This is a genomic window from Phytoactinopolyspora alkaliphila (assembly GCF_010550695.1).
Lineage (GTDB): Bacteria > Actinomycetota > Actinomycetes > Jiangellales > Jiangellaceae > Phytoactinopolyspora > Phytoactinopolyspora alkaliphila.
This window is the reverse complement of the sequence record NZ_JAAGOB010000001.1, coordinates 351,884-370,923: the sequence shown is the minus strand read 5'-3', so window position 1 is coordinate 370,923 and position 19,040 is coordinate 351,884. Positions and strand designations below refer to the sequence as shown.

At 69.0% G+C, this 19,040-nt stretch carries 17 protein-coding genes; 3 read left to right on the top strand and 14 right to left on the bottom strand.

What is annotated here, in order from left to right; all coding sequences use genetic code 11:
* Positions 1–43 precede the first annotated feature (43 nt).
* The 8 genes from G1H11_RS01545 to G1H11_RS01510 form a co-directional block, all read right to left on the bottom strand.
* On the bottom strand, positions 44–943 hold the full coding sequence (locus G1H11_RS01545; protein ID WP_163815367.1) for a TrmH family RNA methyltransferase: 900 nt from the start codon (positions 941–943) through the stop codon (positions 44–46).
* A complete protein-coding gene (locus tag G1H11_RS01540; protein ID WP_163815365.1) occupies positions 930–1,643 on the bottom strand; it encodes an ABC transporter ATP-binding protein in 714 nt (237 codons plus the stop codon). The genes G1H11_RS01545 and G1H11_RS01540 overlap by 14 nt, the downstream gene beginning before the upstream one ends.
* Positions 1,633–2,529 carry an ABC transporter ATP-binding protein gene (locus G1H11_RS01535; protein WP_163815363.1) on the bottom strand — a complete coding sequence of 299 codons (897 nt, stop codon included), beginning with the start codon at positions 2,527–2,529 and terminating at the stop codon, positions 1,633–1,635. Before G1H11_RS01535 ends, G1H11_RS01540 begins: the two co-directional genes overlap by 11 nt.
* The gene (locus tag G1H11_RS01530; protein ID WP_163815361.1) at positions 2,526–5,309 is read right to left on the bottom strand and encodes an FtsX-like permease family protein; all 2,784 of its coding nucleotides are present in this window, start codon (positions 5,307–5,309) and stop codon (positions 2,526–2,528) included. Before G1H11_RS01530 ends, G1H11_RS01535 begins: the two co-directional genes overlap by 4 nt.
* Positions 5,306–8,557 carry an FtsX-like permease family protein gene (locus tag G1H11_RS01525; protein WP_163815359.1) on the bottom strand — a complete coding sequence of 1,084 codons (3,252 nt, stop codon included), beginning with the start codon at positions 8,555–8,557 and terminating at the stop codon, positions 5,306–5,308. Before G1H11_RS01525 ends, G1H11_RS01530 begins: the two co-directional genes overlap by 4 nt.
* A 198-nt stretch (positions 8,558–8,755) precedes the next feature.
* Positions 8,756–9,997, bottom strand: coding sequence for an SPFH domain-containing protein (locus G1H11_RS01520; protein ID WP_163815357.1), 1,242 nt, complete (start codon positions 9,995–9,997; stop codon positions 8,756–8,758).
* Between the two features lie 72 nt (positions 9,998–10,069).
* Positions 10,070–10,537 (bottom strand): NfeD family protein, encoded by a 468-nt coding sequence (locus G1H11_RS01515; RefSeq protein WP_163815355.1) that lies wholly within the window; start codon positions 10,535–10,537, stop codon positions 10,070–10,072.
* 39 nt (positions 10,538–10,576) lie between these two features.
* Positions 10,577–11,359, bottom strand: a complete 783-nt coding sequence (locus G1H11_RS01510; protein ID WP_163815353.1) for an ABC transporter ATP-binding protein — start codon at positions 11,357–11,359, stop codon at positions 10,577–10,579.
* Positions 11,360–11,444: 85 nt separating this feature from the next.
* On the opposite strand from G1H11_RS01510, the gene G1H11_RS01505 reads away from it, so the two are divergent.
* Positions 11,445–12,197: a hypothetical protein gene (locus G1H11_RS01505; RefSeq protein WP_163815351.1), complete on the top strand. Its 753-nt coding sequence runs from the start codon at positions 11,445–11,447 to the stop codon at positions 12,195–12,197.
* A gap of 13 nt (positions 12,198–12,210) precedes the next feature.
* Entirely contained in the window at positions 12,211–13,443 is a 1,233-nt protein-coding gene (serB, locus tag G1H11_RS01500; protein ID WP_163815349.1) for a phosphoserine phosphatase SerB, read from the top strand.
* On the opposite strand, the gene G1H11_RS01495 is transcribed toward serB, so the two are convergent.
* A complete protein-coding gene (locus G1H11_RS01495; RefSeq protein WP_163815347.1) occupies positions 13,424–13,933 on the bottom strand; it encodes a SixA phosphatase family protein in 510 nt (169 codons plus the stop codon). The two genes, serB and G1H11_RS01495, sit on opposite strands and share 20 nt — an antisense overlap.
* A 261-nt stretch (positions 13,934–14,194) precedes the next feature.
* Here G1H11_RS01495 and G1H11_RS01490 point away from each other — a divergent pair, with 261 nt between their 5' ends.
* The gene (locus tag G1H11_RS01490; protein WP_163815909.1) at positions 14,195–15,403 is read left to right on the top strand and encodes a type III PLP-dependent enzyme domain-containing protein; all 1,209 of its coding nucleotides are present in this window, start codon (positions 14,195–14,197) and stop codon (positions 15,401–15,403) included.
* Positions 15,404–15,529: 126 nt separating this feature from the next.
* On the opposite strand, the gene hisG is transcribed toward G1H11_RS01490, so the two are convergent.
* The 5 genes from hisG to G1H11_RS01465 form a co-directional block, all read right to left on the bottom strand.
* Positions 15,530–16,387 (bottom strand): ATP phosphoribosyltransferase, encoded by an 858-nt coding sequence (gene hisG / locus G1H11_RS01485; RefSeq protein ID WP_163815345.1) that lies wholly within the window; start codon positions 16,385–16,387, stop codon positions 15,530–15,532.
* A 15-nt stretch (positions 16,388–16,402) separates the two neighbouring features.
* The gene (locus G1H11_RS01480) at positions 16,403–16,666 is read right to left on the bottom strand and encodes a phosphoribosyl-ATP diphosphatase (protein ID WP_163815343.1); all 264 of its coding nucleotides are present in this window, start codon (positions 16,664–16,666) and stop codon (positions 16,403–16,405) included.
* 74 nt (positions 16,667–16,740) lie between these two features.
* A complete protein-coding gene (gene ribH / locus G1H11_RS01475; protein WP_163815341.1) occupies positions 16,741–17,211 on the bottom strand; it encodes a 6,7-dimethyl-8-ribityllumazine synthase in 471 nt (156 codons plus the stop codon).
* Complete coding sequence (locus G1H11_RS01470; RefSeq protein ID WP_163815339.1) at positions 17,208–18,446, bottom strand: bifunctional 3,4-dihydroxy-2-butanone-4-phosphate synthase/GTP cyclohydrolase II; 1,239 nt, start codon at positions 18,444–18,446, stop codon at positions 17,208–17,210. Before G1H11_RS01470 ends, ribH begins: the two co-directional genes overlap by 4 nt.
* The gene (locus tag G1H11_RS01465; protein ID WP_163815337.1) at positions 18,443–19,036 is read right to left on the bottom strand and encodes a riboflavin synthase; all 594 of its coding nucleotides are present in this window, start codon (positions 19,034–19,036) and stop codon (positions 18,443–18,445) included. The genes G1H11_RS01470 and G1H11_RS01465 overlap by 4 nt, the downstream gene beginning before the upstream one ends.
* Positions 19,037–19,040: the final 4 nt, after the last annotated feature.

The following is a 19,040-nucleotide window of genomic DNA, read 5'->3' as shown; positions in this document are numbered from 1 at the left end:
GGACGCGCCGAACACCTGCCAGGGGCGATTCCTGATACAGCCCCTATCTCGTCGCGTAGAACGTCACCGCAGTCGCTGCCGCGACGTTCAGCGAGTCAACGCCGGCCTCCATCGGGATCCTGACACGAAGGTCCACCTGCCTCGCCGTCCGAGGGTCCACTCCTGCCCCTTCGGTACCGAGCACGAGAGCAAGGGCCGGCAAGTCTCGCCCGACGAGCTCGTCGAGGGTGATCGAGTCCTCCGAGAGCGTGAGAGCGACCGTTGTGTAGCCGTGAGCCCGGAGCAGGTCGAGCGTCTCAGGCATCTTGCCAGTGCGTGTCCAGGGGACGTTAAAGACGTTCCCCATGCTCGTCTTGACCGCCCGGCGATAGAGCGGGTCGGCACACGCTGGCGTCACGAGGACCGCGTCAACACCCAGAGCCGCAGCATTCCGGAACGCGCTGCCCACGTTCGCGTGGTCCACCAAATTCTCGAGCACAGCGATCCGTGATCGCCGCGGCTTGCTCGCAGGCGGAGAGTCGCCGCGCATGCTGGGATACTCCACGTTGGTGTGATCCACGAGGTCCTCGAGAACGACGACGCGCCGGGCCGCGTCGACCACGTGTTCCACCGGCGGCAATGGCAGCCGATGCAGTGACGCGAGCGCACCCCGGTGCACATGGAAGCCGGTGATCTGTTCGATCAGCGGCTCGGGGGCGACGAAGCACGGCACGTCGTCGCCCACCGAGGCGAGCACGTCAGAGAGGGCATCGACCCAGCGGGGCGCCATCAGCAAAGATCGCACCGCGAACCCGGCGGCCACGGCGCGCCGGATCACTTTCTCGCCCTCGGCGAGGAACAGGCCGTGTCGGCTCTCCAGCGAAGTCCGCAACTGCACGTCGCGTAGCGATACGTAGTCGGCAAGCCGGGGGTCGCCCGCCTCGTGAACCTCATGCAGGCGCACTGTCGGCCTCCGCCGACTCCGCGACAACCAGCCGCCCGTCGTGCAGCTCCAGTACCCGGTCCGCAAGGTCAACCAGCGCCGGATCGTGCGTCGCCACGATCACGGTCAGGCCCTGCCGGTTCACCAGGCCGCGAATCAGTTCCATGATCGAACGTGCGGTGTTCGAGTCGAGCTGGCCCGTAGGCTCGTCGGCGATCAGCAGTTCCGGCTGACCCGCCAGTGCCCGTGCGATCGCTACTCGCTGCTGCTGCCCTCCGGAAAGCTCGTGCGGACGCTGGTTGGCATGTTCGGCAAGGCCGACCCGATCCAGAAGGTCGCTGACCCGTTCGCGTCGCCGCTTGGCGGCATACCCGAGCAGGCGCAACGGAACTTCGATGTTCTCCGCGGCGGACAGGATCGACACGAGCCCGAACGACTGAAAGATGTAGCCGATCTGCCGTCTGCGGATGCTCACCAGTTGGCTCTCAGACATCGCCGAGAGCTCGTTGCCGCCCAGGAACACGGCGCCGGACGTGGGCTTGTCCAAACCCCCGAGCACATTGAGCAGGGTGGTCTTGCCGGAGCCGGAAGGCCCCTTGACCGCCACCAGCTCGCCGGCCATGATATCGAAACTCACGTCCTGGCACGCGCGTACCTCGGTCGCGCCTGCCCCGTACGTCCGGTGCACGCGGCGCGCTTGCAGCAGCGGCTCAGCCGTCATCGCCGTTCCTCCTCGAGCCGTCGGGCCAGATCCCGACGTGGTCCTGTTCGAGCCGCAGCCGGACCCGCTCCCGCAGATCGAGAGCACGGACGAAGTCGTCCGGCAATTGCAGACGCCCTACCCGGTCCAGGACCGCGAACTCCTCGACATGATGCTGTTCGGCACCGTGCTCGTCGACCTCGGAACGGCGCACCACCTCAGTCGATGTGCGGCCGTCCCGGATCTGCACGGTACGGCGAACATGCTCCGAGACCAGCGGGTCATGGGTGACCACCACGACGGTGACACCCAGTTCGACGTTGACGTGCCGGATCGCCTCGAACACGTTGCCCGAGGTCTGCTCGTCCAGCTCACCGGTCGGCTCGTCCGCGAGAATCACCTCAGGCTCGTTGGCCAACGCGACCGCGATGGAGATCCGCTGCTGCTCGCCTCCGGAGAGCTCGGCCGGCCGGCGGTCTTTCGTGTGACTCACGCCCAGCACGTCGAGCAAGTGGTCAACACGCTCCGACCGGCCTGACCGGCGGGCGATCACCATTGGCAAGGCGACGTTCTCAGCCGCCGTCAGGTACGGCAGAAGATTCCGGGCCGTCTGCTGCCAGACAAAGCCCACCACGTGCCGCTGGTAGCGCGCCCTCTCTCGCCGGCGCATCGACAGCAGGTCGTGTCCCGCGACCCGTGCCGATCCCGCCGACGGCGTGTCCAATCCGGAGAGAATATTCAGCAGCGTCGACTTGCCTGAGCCTGAGGCACCCACGATGGCCACCAAGTCTGAACGATCCACCCGCAAGTTGAGACCTTGCAGCGCCTGAACCTCCACACCCTTGGCAGTGAAAATCCGGACGAGATCCTCACATTCGATGTGTGCGCGCTCACCGGTCACGGTCATGCTCCATCCTCCCCCACCCGTAGGACCTCACCCAGCCGGAGCCGGCCGCTGATAGTCGCCGCGACGCCGACGACTACGGCCACCAGCACGATGAACGCACCAACAGCGGCTGCCACCAGTCCGTAATCGAACTCGACCCCTGGCTGCTCCCTCCCGCCCGTGAACGGACGCAGGTCCACACCCGAGAGCACCAGACCCGGAACCGCCGCCCCGAGGCCGACGCCGAAGAGCAAAGCCAGGAGGGCTACCGGACCCATCTCCCAGGCCACCAGGCCTTGCGCCTGCCTGCCGGTGATGCCGAGGGTCCTCAGGACGGAGAGCAACCGGCCACGGGCCGGCGCGCCAAGGATCAGCGTCAGGGTGATCGATGCGGCCGCAAGCAGACCCGCGAACGCCACTGAGACCATGAACGCCACCCTTATATCACCCGCGAGACCACTATTTTGAAACCGCTCCACGTGCTCCGGCGGCGAGACGAGCGGCCCGTTGGTGTTCAGGGTGGCCGCGAGCGCCGCCTGGTCGACCTCACCGCTGGTCCGCATGAGGACGATCCTCGGCCGCTCCAGCGAGATGCCGGTATTCTCCCAGGCCGAGACGTCGACCAGCAGCCACGGCTCGCCCTGGGACAGGCCCGGGAGGCCGGACGCCCGTTGCACAACCGTCACCGGCACGCGCTCGTCGTGCCGGCCTGCTACCACCTCTCCGACTATGCCGACGGCCCCGACTCCTCCCGCCACTGCCGGGACCACACCGTCGCGGAGTTCGCTCAGGTCCGCCGGCAACGGCGGCGCGCCAGGCACGTCGGCCTGCACCGATGCCAGAGCGGACGTGTCGGCGGCGAGCACGCGCACCTTCGTGGTGGTGGTGCCGTGGAAGAGATCGGTGGTGCCCGCGTCCGTGACCGCCACGGCGTCGTCCACGCCGGCGAAGCCCAGAGCGCTCTCCACGGCGTCGTCCGCGAACCCCCGGGCGCTGGACGCGCGCACATCGGCGCCGACGTCGGCCCACGCCGCTGACTCCGCGCCCCGCTCAATGGTGGTCAGGAGCACGGAGGTGAACACGGCGATTGCCAAGCCGGCCACAAGGGCGAGCACCGGGACCGCGGCAACCCGCTCCCGGCCGGACCGGACCGATCCGACGAACGTCACCGTGCCTGCGGAAGGCTCGAGGCTGCGAGCGAGCACACGCAACGCCAACGGATAGACCCGCAGCACCACGATGCACGCGGCCACCATGACCAGAAGAGGTGTCGCTACGAGCAGGGGGTCGACGTCGGTGCCCGAATCGAGGCCCCGTCGCCTCAGCAGTATGACCGCCACCGCAGCGCAACCGACGACCAGCACGTCCGTCGTCCGGCGGACCCAGCCCCGCAGCCGGGCTGCCGCGGCAAAGCGCCGGGCAGTTGTTCCAGCAGGCCGTACCGCCCCCACGAACATTGCTATCGGCACCAGGCCCACGGCGATCGGCACCAGCCACCATCCCCTCCCGACCGGCTCGTCCACCAGTCTCGCCGCCGCGACCGTCGCTGCAACTGTCGGCACCAGGCCGAGCAGGACGCCTTCTACCGCCAGCACAGCGCGAAGCTGCCCGGCGGATGCACCACGAGCGGACATCGTGGCGATCATCCGACGTCGACGCCCGACAACCAGTTTCGACGCGAGCGCGAGGACCGCCAGCCCCACGGCGGCCGGACCGACGACCACCATCGCCGTCAAGGCGACAGCGGAGTCCCGCTCAGCGCGGACGTTCTCGAGGATGTCGATGCTGCCGGTGGCGAACCTGGACGCCGGAACGCTGACGTGATTCGCCTCCAGAAGCATGGGATGTGCTGCCGCGTTGAATGCGCGGAGCTCGGCGATCAGTGCCGGGACCTCGTTGGCGTGCAGTGTCGATGCGTCGATCGGGAACCAGACCCGGGTCACTTGCGTCGATCCGCCGCCCAGGATCCACCACACAGTCCCAATCGCCTCCGGGGAGATGAACCCGTGAGCGTCGGCCACCAGACCGGGATCGGTGAGCGCGACGAGCGGCTCGAGAGCCGAGGAGACATGCAGCCAGTAGCCGTCGTCCGGGTCCACAGCCTCGAATACGCCGGTGAGCTCCAAGTGCACCTCAGCCTGAGGCGTGTAGACCGTGCGTGCCTCCCCGATCTGCCACGCATAGCGTTGCGCCACGCCGGCCGAAAGCGCGATCTCGACTGTGACGTCGAGCTTCGTGACAGAGCCGTGTTCGTCAGGCTCGGCTTGTGCGGTGGTCTCAGGGAAGCCCGGTGCCGTGCCCTCCACGAACGACACCGATTCGGCGTAATCCGGATCCGCCAGAAGATGGGTGTTCATCTCGACGAACTCTGGATGAGGTTGCTCGGACGGTGTGGTCACCGGATCCAGTGCGGCGACCATCCGCGGTCCGCCCGTCACCCTGCGCAGTAGGCCCGGCATGTCCTGCTGGGCCTCCAGCACGGATTCCTGACTCGCCCCCCACACATCGTCGACGGTCAATGCCGGACGCTCCGAGTCGAATACGGCTTCGATCGCCTGCTCTCCGACGGGCGGCCCACCGGCCGCTACCATCACCAGGTCGCGCATCATCGCGGAACTCTGGGCCATGGCGTCGCGCGCGTTTTCGGTGAACAGCCGCTCTTCCACCCGGGGCCACAGCGCGAACATCCCTGCCACCAGTAAGGCGGTGAGAATAACCACCAGCCCGGCTCCGCGACTCGCGACTGCCTGCCGGATGAGGATCCGGGCAGCGCCGTGTCGTTTCGTCAGTTGCATTTTCATTCGGCCCGCTCCGGCGGACGCCGGGCCTCACTGGCCACTCCCGCACCGTGCCGAACCGCGACCACGGCAAGTATCACCGTGAGCGTCGTCAGGTATCCGAGTAGAGGCGCCCAGGCCACGTCGACCGCCATCTCCAGGCCGTCCGGCCACCGGGGCGTCGTGGCACCCGCCATCGGAGCGACCACCAAGCCCGCCACTATCCGGCCGGCCGCCGCACCCACCGCCATCGCGGCGAAGATCACGCACAGCTGTTCGGCCACCGTCGACCACCCTTGCGCTCGCGGGCTCATGCCGAGAGCTCGCAGCGCGGTGACATCAGCGTGGCGTTGTCTCCTCGCCACCGTCCACGCCGCAGCGCAGCCGAGCGCCATCAGCGCCGTCATCGCGAGCGCAGCAATCCCAAAGACACCGGCGCCGCTCATGCCGGTCCGGTACGGCATGAGGGTCTCGGACGCGTCCCGAGCTGTCACCAGGGCGTCCGTCCCGGCTACGGCTGCCACCGCCGTGGTCACCATGCCCGGCTCGCTGTCCGGGGCCAGGCCGATCCACACCTGCGACGCCGACGGCACGTGGTTAGTTTCCCGCAACAGGGCCGCCATCATCGATGGCAGGTCGACGACGGCCGCCATGGACGCGAGCGTGCCGGGCACCGCCGACGTCGTACCGGCCACTCGGGTGCCGACGTCGACGCCGGCGATGCGCAACGCGAGATCGGCGCCAGCGCTCAGGCCGAGAACCCGGCTGGCCTCCGCGGACAAGACGACAGGTATCGGCTCGTCCTGCCCCGCCGGCATCAGCCGGACGGTCGTCCGTTCCCTGGTCTCCACCGGTCCGGTGGAAACGCCGATGCCCGGGCTACCGCTTCGTGACAGCGCTGCTGGAACGGCCGAGTTGACCGGCAGCTCCGCACCCCAGTCCGCCACGTCCACTAGCGACATGACAGTAGCCGAACCATCGGCTCCGGTAGCTCGGATACCGGCGACCGCCACGTCGTATCCGTACGCGAAGCGCTGCATCCCAGAGGCCGGGGACAAGGTCAGATCCATCGCGGCAAGTGTCCATGGCCGCACGCCGGAGGGCATGGTGACGCGCACGACCTGGTGGATGCCAGCCTCGTCGTCGAACGGCACACCGACGGTTTCCGTCGCCACCGATGTCACCGCGCCGTCGCGGTCGATGAGCCACAGTCTCAGCTCCACCTGGCCCTCGCCGGGATCAGATGATTCATCCAGGTACTCGTCGGCCACGTCTGGTGCCCGCCGAACTGCCGCGTCCAGCGTGAGTTCGAGCACGTCGGCGTCCTCTGGCACCGTCAATCCAGGAGGATGGGATGTTCGCGCGCCCAGCGTCGAAGCGATCCAACTCGCGTCCGCGACATTCTCCGAGGCTGCACTGACCTCAGCGAAGCTCGCTGCGGGCGCCGATATGACCGTCAGACCCTCATCGCGCACCGCCACGTCACCCGCCCAGACCGGCGCAACGGCCGCGACACCGGCCAGATCGCGATACGGCTGCGCTGTCCATCGGCCCGCCGCGTCGTCGTCCAGACGTCCTCCCCGCGCCGGCACGTCGACACGGACATCCGCGCCCGCCTCGATGCCGCCCAGGTCGCGCTGCAGACGCTCCCATGTGGTGGTGTAGGCGATGCCGAGCGTTCCCGCTCCGGCCGCAACGGCCACCAGCAACACGGGGGCTATGTAGCTCTGCATTCGCCGGCTCACCTGCCACGCCGGCCACACCCAACCCAGCCCCCGCCCCAACGCCACCAGGCGCTCGACTATCCGGCTGATCAACGGCAACAGCGCCAGAGCCACCATGCCGCCCGCGACCAACGCCAGCGCGGGTGCGAGAACCACAAGCGGGTCGACGGCGGACTGTCCGCGCGCGTCGGTGATGATCGGGGAACGGTACCGGCGCAGCTGCCAGACGGCGACGGCCGCGGCCACTACCGCGAGCGCGCCGGTCCCCGCGCCGATCCACCGGCCGGAAGACCCGGCGGTTCGCGCTCCCACCGAGTCCCGGAGCGACCTCGCCGCCGTCCGTACGGCCAGACCGGTCATCACCGCAGCGACGCCGAACGCCACTGCGAGGGCTGCTACCGCGGCCAGGTTCCACGGCTGAGCCGACCACGTGTGCGGCTTCGGCTCGGAACCCAGCAAGATCAACACACCGATCGACACCGGCATCGCGACCACCGCGGCGGGCACGGAGACCATCAGCGCCTCGATCCCCGCCCAGCCGCCGATCTGACGAACGGTCGCGCCGCGTGCCCGCAGGAGCACTGTGCTCGACGAACGGCTGGTGATCAACAAGGCCGCCACCAGCCAGGTGGCCGTGAAGCTCATCGCCACCAGCAGTGCCGTCGCTGACGCCGACACCGCTCTGGCAGCCATGAGCTGGGTTTCGAACTCGTCGATGACGTCAGGCAGCTCTCCATCGACGGTGACGAAGGTCGAGGTGATCCTCTCGTCGGAGCCCAGTCTGGGCCGCACGGCCCGGAGTCCGGCTCCTAGCACAGCCACGTCCTCGATCGAGGTCGCCGCCGGATCGAGCACCATCCGCCAACGCGCTGTCGACCGGGTGACGACGGTGGGGAAATCCTGTTCCGCGATGAGCACCGGCCCGAGCACCGCGTCCTCGCTCCCGCTTCGCTCAAGCTCGTCGCGCCAGAAACCGGAGCTCGGGTCATCAGGCAACCAGGTGCCGACAACCTCCAGGCGCGCACCCGTGTCCTCGTCACCGATTGTGATCGCCGACCCCGGTTCAAGGTCCAGCTCGGCCGCCGCGGTCGCGTGCACGAGCGCCGCGATGGTCCCGTCCTGGCGTGACGAATCGGCGAACACGGCTCCGTCCACCACACGCACGTGCCGCTCCACGTCGTCGTAGGCGCTCAGCATCACGCGCGGCGGACGCTCGTGCTCCATGCCACGGGAGATCGGCGCCGGCTGTTGCGCGATGTAGCTGCGATAGACCTCGAAGCCGACGCCGGGGAGCAATGCCCTCAGCTGTTCCTTCACCGCGGTGTCCTGCACGGCCGCGTCCTGAGCCCGTTGAGCGGAGATCTGCAACATCGGCGCGGGAGTCTCGTCGGCCGTCAGAACCTCGCGTAGGCTCTCCGTCGCTTCCGAGCGTGTCTGGCCGAGCAACACAGTGACACTTACGGAGACAGTGAGAGTTACCACGAACACTAGGGCGAGCACGGGTCGTTGCGCGCGCCGGTATCGCCGGCTCAGCCATCCCGCCCGCACGGACACTCCCGATGTTCGTACCGTCAACCGTCGCGCGTGGCCGTGCTGAACGCACCCCTCGCCGTGGGACCCCAGTGGCGGAGCGACCTTCCCGGCCACGAGGCCGGGAAGGTCAGTCTCTCAACAAAGGCAGAAGGCGTGCCTCACGATACGGTAACAACGAGACCAATGGGCCAAGAAGTCACTCGTCCGGCGACGTCATTCGTTCGGCGGAGGAGGCACCGGCGGAGCCGCCGGAGCTGCGCCGGCACCGGCCTCGCCACCGGCCAGGCTGACGGACTCGGGACCGCTCTGGCTTCCCGCCCGGCCTCCGGCGGGCGACGGGCCACCCTGGGATGCCGCCTCGGCGGCCTCAAGAGCCTGGCGCACCTCGTCCTGGGCGCGCGAGACCGCGGCCTCGCCCTCGGCGGCCGCGACGTCGGCGGCGTCGGACACCTCGTCGGCGACCCCAGCGGACGGCACGCCCTCGGCGTCCTCACCGTCGTCGCTGCCGTTCGCGGCTCCTGGGCCGCCGGGCAGCGCGTTGCCGAACTTGCCAACGGCCGTGCCCAGCCCTTCCAGCGCCGCCCCGATCTCGCTGGGGACGATCCAGACCTTGTTGGCGTCGCCCTTCGCGATCTCGGGCAGCATCTGCAGGTACTGGTAAGACAGCAGTTTCTGGTCCGGGCGGCCCTTGTGGATGGCGTTGAAGACCGCTCCGATGGCCTTGGCCTCACCGTCGGCGCGCAAGATCTGGGCCTGCTTGTCCGCCTCGGCCCGCAGGATCTGCGAGGTCTTGTCACCTTCAGCGGACAGGATCGCGGCCTGCTTCTGTCCCTCGGCGGTGAGGATCTGCGACTGCCGGACACCCTCGGCGTTCAGGATCGCCGCGCGCTTGTCACGGTCGGCGCGCATCTGCTTCTCCATGGAGTCCTGGATGGACGGCGGCGGGTCGATCGCCTTGAGCTCCACTCGGTTGACCCGGATGCCCCACTTGCCCGTGGCCTCGTCCAGCACCCCGCGCAGCGCGCTGTTGATCTCTTCACGGCTGGTCAGCGTCCGCTCAAGGTCCATGCCGCCGATGACGTTTCGCAGCGTGGTGACGGCGAGCTGCTCGATACCCTGGATGTAGTTCGCGATCTCATAGGTGGCGGCCTTCGGATCGTTCACCTGGTAGTAGATGACGGTGTCGATGGAGACCACCAGGTTGTCCTGGGTGATCACCGGCTGCGGCGGGAACGAGACCACTTGCTCACGCAGGTCGATCAGCGGGAGGACCCGGTCGATGAACGGCACCACGATGGTGAGGCCCGGATTTAACGTGCGCTGATAGCGTCCCAGCCGCTCGACGATGCCGGCTCGCGCCTGCGGCACGATACGCACCGATTTGGCGAGCGCGACCAGGACGAAGACAGCCAGCAAGAAGATGACAAAGAGAAGAAACGCCTGTCCGGCTTCCATGGGTGACCTTTCATGTCTGCGTCGAAAGATGCCGTCCAGCGCGCAGCCACGCCGCGCGGGGTGTGGCCAAACCTACACGGGTTCGTCACCCGGGAACACCAGGGCCGTCGCGCCGTCGATCTCGGCGATGTCGACGGGCCGGCCCGCCTCGATGACGGTGCGTCCGTCGTAGCTGCGAGCCGTCCACACCTCACCCGCGAGCTTGATCCGGCCGCCGTCGCCGTCGACTCGCTCCAGCACCACGCCGCTCTGGCCGATCAGCGCCGCCGCGCCGGTCCGCACGCCCGACGGCACACGCATGTGCCGCTTGGCGATGGGCCGCACCACGCCGATGAGCGCCGCACTCACCGTGATCGCGATCAGCAGCTGCGCGACGAACGGCAGGCCGACGATCGACGCCACCGCTCCGCTGGCGGCACCGGCCGCCAGCATCAGAAAAACGAGGTCGAGAGTGGTGGTTTCAACGATCCCGAAGACGAAGGCCAGCCCGAGCCAGGCCGACCACTCGTTGTCCCCCAGCCAGTCCCAGAACCCCTGCATGATCCCCACCCTACGCGGTGTGGGCGGCCGTGTCCTGCCTCAGGCGCCCCGCGCGTTCCACCTGCCGTTCTGGTAGCTGACCTGTAGAGACAGCCCGAAGCAGGCGCTGAGGTTCTCAGCCGTCAGGGTCTCCCCGAGCGGACCGGCCGCCACCGCCTTGCCGGAGCGCAACAGCAACACGTGCGTGAACGACGCCGGGATCTCCTCCACATGATGGGTCACCAGCACCGTGGCCGGAGACGCCGGATCAGCGGCGATCTGACCGAGTGTGGCGACGAGGCTCTCCCGGCCGCCGAGGTCCAGTCCGGCCGTCGGTTCGTCGAGCAGCAGCAGCTCGGGGTCGCTCATCATCGCCCGGGCGATCTGGGTGCGCTTGCGTTCTCCCTCGGACAGCGTGCCGAACGTGCGCCCCGCGAGGTGTGAGATGCCGAGCCGGTACAGAAGCTCCAGTGCCCGCGAGTCGTCCAGGTCGTCGTACGCCTCCCGCCACCGGCCCAGGACGCCGTAGGCCGCCGTGCGCACAACGTCCAGAACCCACTCGTCGCCCCTGATCCGCTCGGCCAGGGCAGCGCTGGTCAGCCCGATTCGCGGGCGTAGCTCGAAGACGTCGACCGCTCCCAGCTGCTCGCCGAGCACCCAGACCTTGCCGCTGGTGGGGTGCATGTTGGTGGCCGCGATCTGCAGCAGTGTCGTCTTCCCGGCGCCGTTGGGCCCCAGCACCACCCACCTCTCGTCCTCCGCTACGTTCCAGGTGAGGCTGTCCAGGAGACGGCTACCCGATCGGACGAGCGTCACATCGGCGAACTCGAGCACATCGGACATGGCAGGGCGCGCTCCTTCAGCTCAATAGGGTCCGCCTCCGCACCTTACCCGGCGCTGCGCCAGGGCCGACCTTTAGGCTTGGGCCATGGTCACCATGCCGCGTTCTGCCCGTCTTGCCGCGTGGGCGAACGCGTGGCTGCGCTCCGAGTCCTCCATGGACGACGTCCTCACTCGGGTGTGCGGCGACGACGAGCCGCACGACGTCGCCGGGCTGCCCGGAGACGCCACCACGAGCAGCCTGGTCACCGCGTTGTCCAAGCTGCGGGACCGCGGCGCCGGTTCCTTCCGGGTAGTGCTGCCGGTGCCCGGCGATCCAGCCGGTCTGGGCGGTCCCAGACAGCTCACCGAAGCGGCGATCGACGCCGGCGAGGCTGTGCTCGCCCACGGCGCCGGCCTGGCGCTCGTGCCCGAGATCCAGGCGTTCGGTCCGCCGGGCGACGAAGGCCACCTGGTGACCTGGCGGTGCTACGAGGCCGAGATTCCTCCGCTCGGTGCCACCCTCGCGGAAGCCGAGCAACAGCTGGCCAGCACGCTGATCGACGCGGGATCGTCGCTCGCGGCGCTCGATGTGGCCTCGTGGCGCCCGGAGGTGGCCACGCTGCTCAACGACGTCCGCAAGTCGCAGATCGCCGAACCGTTGCCCCGCACATATCCGCCCCGGGCCCAGATGGTGGCCGCGCGCAGCATCCGGTTGCTCGCCGTTGCCGGCTTCGCTCTCGACGACGACGGCGGAGCGGTCAGCGCGGCCGCCGCCCAGTCTCGCCGCGACGTGCTCGCGCCCCTGGAACGAGCCGCCCGGCACGCCCTCGTGGCCGCGTGCAACTCACTCGACCAGTAAGGTGAGCGGCGTTATGGTCTTTTCGTCGTCACCCCAGGCTCCCACCCTGCTCGTCACCTTCACCGGCCGTGACCGCCCCGGCCTGACCGCGAAGATCTTCGCGGCTTTGACCGGGCATCCGGTCCACGTCCTCGACATCGAACAGGTGACAGCCCGTGGCAAGCTCGTGCTGGCGCTGGTGATCACCCAGCCTCCGGACGCTCACGTGCGCGCTGCCCTCGAAGAGGTCGCAGCCGCACTCGACCTTGACGCGGAAGTCAGCGCGGGACGGGGCGACGCGGCCGAGCCTTCCCAGCGCGCCCACGTCACCGTGCTCGGTTCCCCCTTGCGGCCGGACGCCATCGAGATGCTGTCCAGCCGGATCGCCCACGCCGGCGCGAACATCGACCGCATCATGCGGCTGGCGTCCTATCCCATCACCTCCATCGAACTCGAGGTGTCCGGCGCCGATCCGGAACGGCTCAAGGCTGAGCTCACCGCCGAGGCGCTCAGCATCGGCGTCGACGTCGCGGTTCAGCCGTCCGGGCTGATCCGCCGGTCCAAGCGACTGGTGGTCATGGACGTCGACTCCACCCTCGTGCAGGGCGAAGTCGTGGAGATGCTGGCCGTCCGGGCAGGCGTTCTGGAGCAGGTGGCCAAGGTCACCGACGCCGCCATGCGCGGCGAGATCGACTTCGCCGAGTCGCTGCGGGCTCGAGTAAGACTCCTCGCCGGGCTGCCCGAGTCGGTGCTGCCAGAAGTCCGGGACGAGGTGCGGCTGACCCCGGGAGCCAGGACGCTGGTACGGACACTCAAACGGCTCGGTTACCGCTGCGGCATCGTCAGTGGCGGGTTCAGCCAGATCACCGATGCTCTCGCGGCCGATCTCGGCTTGGACTTCGCCGCGGCCAACACGCTGGAGGTGGTCGACGGCCGGCTCACCGGAGAGCTGGTCGGTCCCATCCTGGACCGCGCGGGCAAGGCAGCGGCATTGCGGCGCTTCGCCGAGGCCGAGAACATCCCCCTGACACAGACCATCGCGATCGGCGACGGTGCCAACGACCTCGACATGATCGCCGCCGCAGGCCTCGGGGTGGCGTTCAACGCCAAGCCGGTGGTCCAGGATGCGGCGGACACCGCAGTCAACGTCCCGTATCTCGACGCCGTGCTGTACCTGCTGGGCATCAGCCGCAGCGACGTGGAAGCAGCCGACGCCGCCGACGGCCTCACCACGCCCGCTCCGCCGGTCACGCTTCCGGGATCGTGAACGTCACCAGCCGGGCCCGGCCCGGGTCAAGCTCGCTCCAGCCACAGTAGACGTCGAACACAGCGCACGCCGAGGTCCGGTAGTCCATGCGCATCTGGAAACGCTCGGGCACATCGGACGTCTCGTCGTCGATCAGGCTCGCCAAGGTCCCGATGCCCGGGTTGTGCGCGATCACCAGTAGCTGAGACACGTCGTCGGGCGTCTCGCGGACGAGGTCGAGAAGATCGCCGGCCCCCGCGGCGTATGCGTCGTCGCTCACGTGGAGCTCCGGCGGCGGCTCCAGCTCGGCGGCCACCCGGTCGAAGGTCGCGCGGGTGCGCTGGGCGCTGGAGACGAGCGCCCGCTGGGGCTTGAGGCCGCGATCGCGCAACCAGCGCCCGATGCTCGCGGCATCCCGCTCGCCGCGCTTGTTGAGTGGTCTCTCGTGGTCGGATACATCGTCGGGCCAGGCTGACTTGGCGTGCCGCAGCAACACGAGCGTTCTCGACATAGTGATCAAGACTAGGACCTCCGCGGCGGCTCGCCCATACCGCCCGGGAGTGGGTCGTCGTCGTGCGGCACATGCACCCGTCGTACGTTTCGTCCCGTTGAGGGCGTATGCGGTAGTGACTATGCGCCCGCCGTCTGATAAGCATTCCGAGTGGAGATCAAGCTCGCAGACGACCAGGCGCCGCCGCCCCCGCCCCGGCCCGGCACCGAGATCCTTCCGGTACGTGACATCGCACCCCGGGCGGATGCTGCCGGCCCGCCCATCGTCAGCTCCCGAGCCGACCTGAGACACCGGCTGAACACCGCGACGGCGGGGGCCGACGTCCCGCTCGCCGCCGTCGATATGGACGCCTGGGACGCCAACGCCACCGACCTGGTCCAGCGGGCCCACGGCAAGCCGATCCGGGTCGTCACCGCTGCCCTTCGCAACCGCTCCCTCATCCGTGATCTGCTCGGCCGGGACGGCTACGAGGGCGTGCTGACGTTCACGCTCGCCGAGGCCATCTGGCTGGCGGGCACGGGCATCTGCGACGATGCGGTCGTGGCGTATCCGAGCGCCGATCGCCGGGCGCTGGCCCGCCTCGTCGGGGACGAGCACCTCGCCGGGCGCATCACGCTGATGGTCGACGACATCGCGCAGCTCGATCTTGTCGACGCCGTGGCGGCACCCGAGGCCCGCGCCGAGCTACGGGTCTGTCTCGACCTCGATTGCTCGTGGCAGGGCTTGGGCGGCCGGCTCCGGTTCGGGCCGCGTCGCTCGTCGCTGCGCCAGCCCGCCGACGTGGCCAGGCTCGCCCGGGTCGTCGTCTCGCGGCCGGGATTCCGGCTCGTCGGGCTGCAGGCCTACGAGGCGCAGCTGGCCGACGCCCACAGCCAGCCGCGCCGGGGCCGCCTGCGGACCGCCGTACACCGGCGGCTGCGCGAGCGTTCGGCACGTGACGTCGCCCGTCGCCGCACCGCGGTGGTCGAAGCGGTGCGTGATGTCGCCGAGCTGGAGTTCGTCAGTGGTGGCGGCACCGGGTCGATCAGCCGGACCGCCGCCGACTCGCCGGTCACCGAGCTCGCCGCCGGATCCGGTCTGCTAGGCCCGGTACTGACGGACACCGCCGCCGACTTCACTCCACGGCCAGCGGCGTTCTTCGCCCTGCCGGTGGTCCGCCGTCCCGGGCCCCGGGTGGTGACCGTCGCGGGTGGCGGCTATGTCGCCAGCGGCCCCGCGCACGGCGACCGGCTGCCTACGCCGTGGCTGCCTGAAGGGCTGCGGCTGGACCGCGGCGAGGGCGTGGGCCAGACGCAGACGCCATTGATCGGTGCCACGGCGGACAGCCTGGCCTTGGGTGACCTGGTCTGGTTCCGGCACGCCAAGGCGGGTGAGCTTGCCGAACGCTTCGACCGGTACTACTTGGTGCGTGGCGAGCGGCTCGTCGACACCGCGGCCACATACCGGGGCGACGGCAAGGCCTTCCTCTGACCCGCGTTCACCCCATCGCAGCTCGCCCCAAATGATCATGTAAACCATGTTTTCTCGTGCTTCACCAGGCCTGCAGGCACGGTGTCGCACGAGAAGACATGGTTTACATGATCATTAGGGCGGGGCTCAGATGCGGCAGGCCAGGATATCGGTCACCAGGATGGCGCGGGCACCGATCTCCCACAGCTCGTCCATCACCCGCTGTGCTTGGTCTCGCGGCACCATGGCGCGCACCGCCACCCAGCCTTCGCGGTGCAGCGGCGAGACCGTGGGCGATTCCAGTCCCGGTGTGAGTGCGCTGGCCTCTTCGACCCGCTCGGCGCGGATGTCGTAGTCCATCATCACGTAACGCCGCGCGACGAGAACACCTTGCAGGCGCCTGAGCAGCTGCTCGGCTCCCGGCGCCGGCTGGCCGTCCTGACGGGTGATCAGCACAGCCTCGGAGATCAGAATCGGGTCGCCGACGATCTCCAATCCGGCTTGGCGCAGCGTCGTCCCGGTCTCCACCACGTCCGCGATCACATCCGCCACGCCCAGCTGCACCGCCGTCTCCACCGCGCCGTCAAGCTTGATCACCTCGGCGTCGATTCCACGTTCGGCCAGATAGGTCCGCAGCAGGCCCGAGTACGACGTCGCGACCCGCAACCCGTCGAAACCCTTGAGGTCGTCGGCGGTGCCGGGCGTCGCTGCGAAGCGGAAGGTGGAACGCGCGAAGCCGAGCGGCAGCAGTTCCCGCACCGGTGCTCCTGAGTCGAGGAGCATGTCCCGCCCGGTGATGCCGACATCCAGGGTTCCCGCGCCGACATAGACCGCGATGTCCCGCGGGCGCAGGAAGAAGAACTCGACATTGTTCTCAGGGTCTCGAAGCACCAGATCCCGCGCACCGTCGGAGCGCTGGCGGTAGCCGGCCTCACGCAGCATCTCGGCCGCGGGGTCGGCCAGCGCGCCCTTGTTCGGCACGGCGATGCGTAATATGTCATTCATCGTGGCTGTGACCTCTCAAAGCTTCGCGTAGACGTCGTCGAGGCTGATGCCGCGGGCGAGCATCAGCACCTGCACGTGATACAGCAGCTGGGAGATCTCTTCGGCGGCTCGCTCGGCGCTCTCGTGTTCAGCGGCCATCCATGCTTCGGCCGCCTCTTCCACCACTTTTTTGCCGACATGATGGACCCCGCGGTTCACCGCCTGGACCGTGCCCGAATCGGGCGCTTCGGACTCCACCTTCGCGGTCAGCTCGGCCCACAGGCCTTCGAAGCTCTTCACGTGGCCACATCGTACGGGACGGTCGAGTCGTCGCCGACCATCACCCGGCTGGTGAGACAAGCAGCGGAGGCGGCTCAGCCGAGGCCGGCGAGAGTCCGCGCCGTCGCCACGGCAGCCTCCGCCGCCTCCCGGCCCTTGTCCTCACGGGACCCTTCCAAGCCGGCCCGGTCCAGCGCCTGCTCCTCGTTGTCGCAAGTGAGCACGCCGAATCCCACCGGAACGCCGGTGTCCACCGACACCCGGGTGAGCCCGTCGGTGGCGGCCTGGCAGACATAGTCGAAATGCGGAGTGCCGCCGCGAATCACGACGCCCAGCGCGATCACGGCGTCGTATCCGGACTTCGCCAGCCGCGCCGCCGCCACCGGGAGCTCGAACGAGCCCGGGACCCGCAGGACGAGCGGCTCGTCCACCCCGGCCTCCTTGAGCGCCGCCAGCGAGCCGTTCACCAAGCCGTCCATCACGGTCTGGTGCCACTGGGCGGCCACCACGGCCACCCGCAGCCCTCGTCCGTCCACCTGGATCCGTGGTGCGCCTTCTCCACTCACGTGGTCATCCCTTCAGCGTCGTCGAGCCCGGGCAGCATGTGGCCCAGGCGGTCACGTTTGGTCCGCAGGTACCGCACGTTCTCCGGATGTGACATCACCGGCAACGGCACCTGCCGGGCCACGGTCACCCCGTAACCCTCGATCCCAGTCAGCTTCGCCGGGTTGTTGGTCATCAGCGCGATGGACTCGACCCCGAGGTCGGCGAGGATCTGTGCCCCGGTGCCGTAGTCGCGCGCATCGGCGGGCAGTCCGAGCTCGATGTTGGCGTCCACCGTGTCATGCCCGTTGTCCTGCAGCTCGTACGCCTGCAGCTTGTGCGCGAGCCCGATGCCCCGGCCCTCGTGGCCGCGCATGTAGACGATGACTCCACGACCCGCCTGGCTCACCGTGGCCATCGCCGCCTGCAGCTGCGGCCCGCAGTCACAGCGCAGCGAGCCGAACGCATCGCCAGTGAGACACTCCGAATGCAGCCGCGCGAGCACCGGCGCCTCGCCGGACAGGTCCCCCATCACCAGGGCAACGTGCTCGTTGTCGGCGACCAGGTCACGGTATCCGTGCGCGGTGAAGACGCCGTGCTCGGTGGGTAGCCGCGTGGTGGCAACGCGCTCGACCTGGCGACCGGTACGGCGGCGGTACCGGATCAGGTCGGCGATGGAGATCATCGCCAGTCCGTGCTCGTCGGCGAACTCGCGCAGCGCCGGCGCGCGCATCATCGATCCGTCGTCGTGGACGAGCTCGCAGAGAACCCCCGCCGGCGACAGTCCTGCCAGCTCGGCGAGGTCGACGGCCGCCTCGGTATGGCCGGGACGGCGCAGAACGCCGCCCTCCATCGCGCGCAGCGGGAAGATGTGCCCCGGGCGGGTCAGCTCGTACGCCTCGGTGGCGGAGTCGGCCAGCACCCGTACCGTATGCGCCCGATCCGCGGCCGAGATCCCGGTGGTGACCCCGTCCCGGGCATCCACGGAGATCGCGAAGGCGGTGCGCTTGCGGTCCTCGTTCACCGCGGTCATCGGTGGGAGCTTCAACCGGTCCAGTTCGGCACCGGGCATCGGCACGCAGATGACCCCGGACGTGTGCCGGATGGTGAAGCCCATCAGCTCGGGAGTGGCCCGCGACGCCGCGAAGATCAGGTCGCCCTCGTTCTCACGGTCCTCGTCATCGACGACGACGACGGCCCGCCCGGCGGCGATCTCCTTGATCGCCCGCTCGACGGTGTCCAGCTGGACGTTGGTCATACCCGCGCTCCCGTGAGTCGTTCGACGTATTTGGCCACGACATCGACCTCGAGGTTGACTTCGTCGCCGGCCTTGCGGCGGCCGAGCGTGGTGAGCTCGAGCGTCGTCGGGATCAGGCTCACCTCGAACCAGTCGTCGCCGACCTTGGAGACGGTAAGCGATACGCCGTCCACCGCGATCGATCCCTTCTCGACGACGTACCGGCTCACGGCCGGCGGCAGGCTGATCCGCACGACGTCCCACCGGTCGCCGGATTCACGACTCAGCACCACGCCCACGGCGTCGACGTGGCCCTGAACGATGTGGCCGCCCAGCCGGTCGGATACCTTGACCGCCCGCTCCAGGTTGACCGGGTCCTGGGGGTCGAGGTGCGCGAGCGCCGAGCGGTCGAGGGTCTCCCGCATGACGTCGACGGTGAACGTGCCGGCGTCGACCTCGACCACGGTCAGGCACACCCCATTGACCGCGATGGACGCGCCGTGCACGGCGTCGGAGGTGACCAGAGGCCCGCGCAGGGTCAGCTGGGCCGACTCCTCGGTGGCCTCCAGCTTCACGACCCTGCCGAGTTCCTCGACGATTCCGGTGAACATGGGC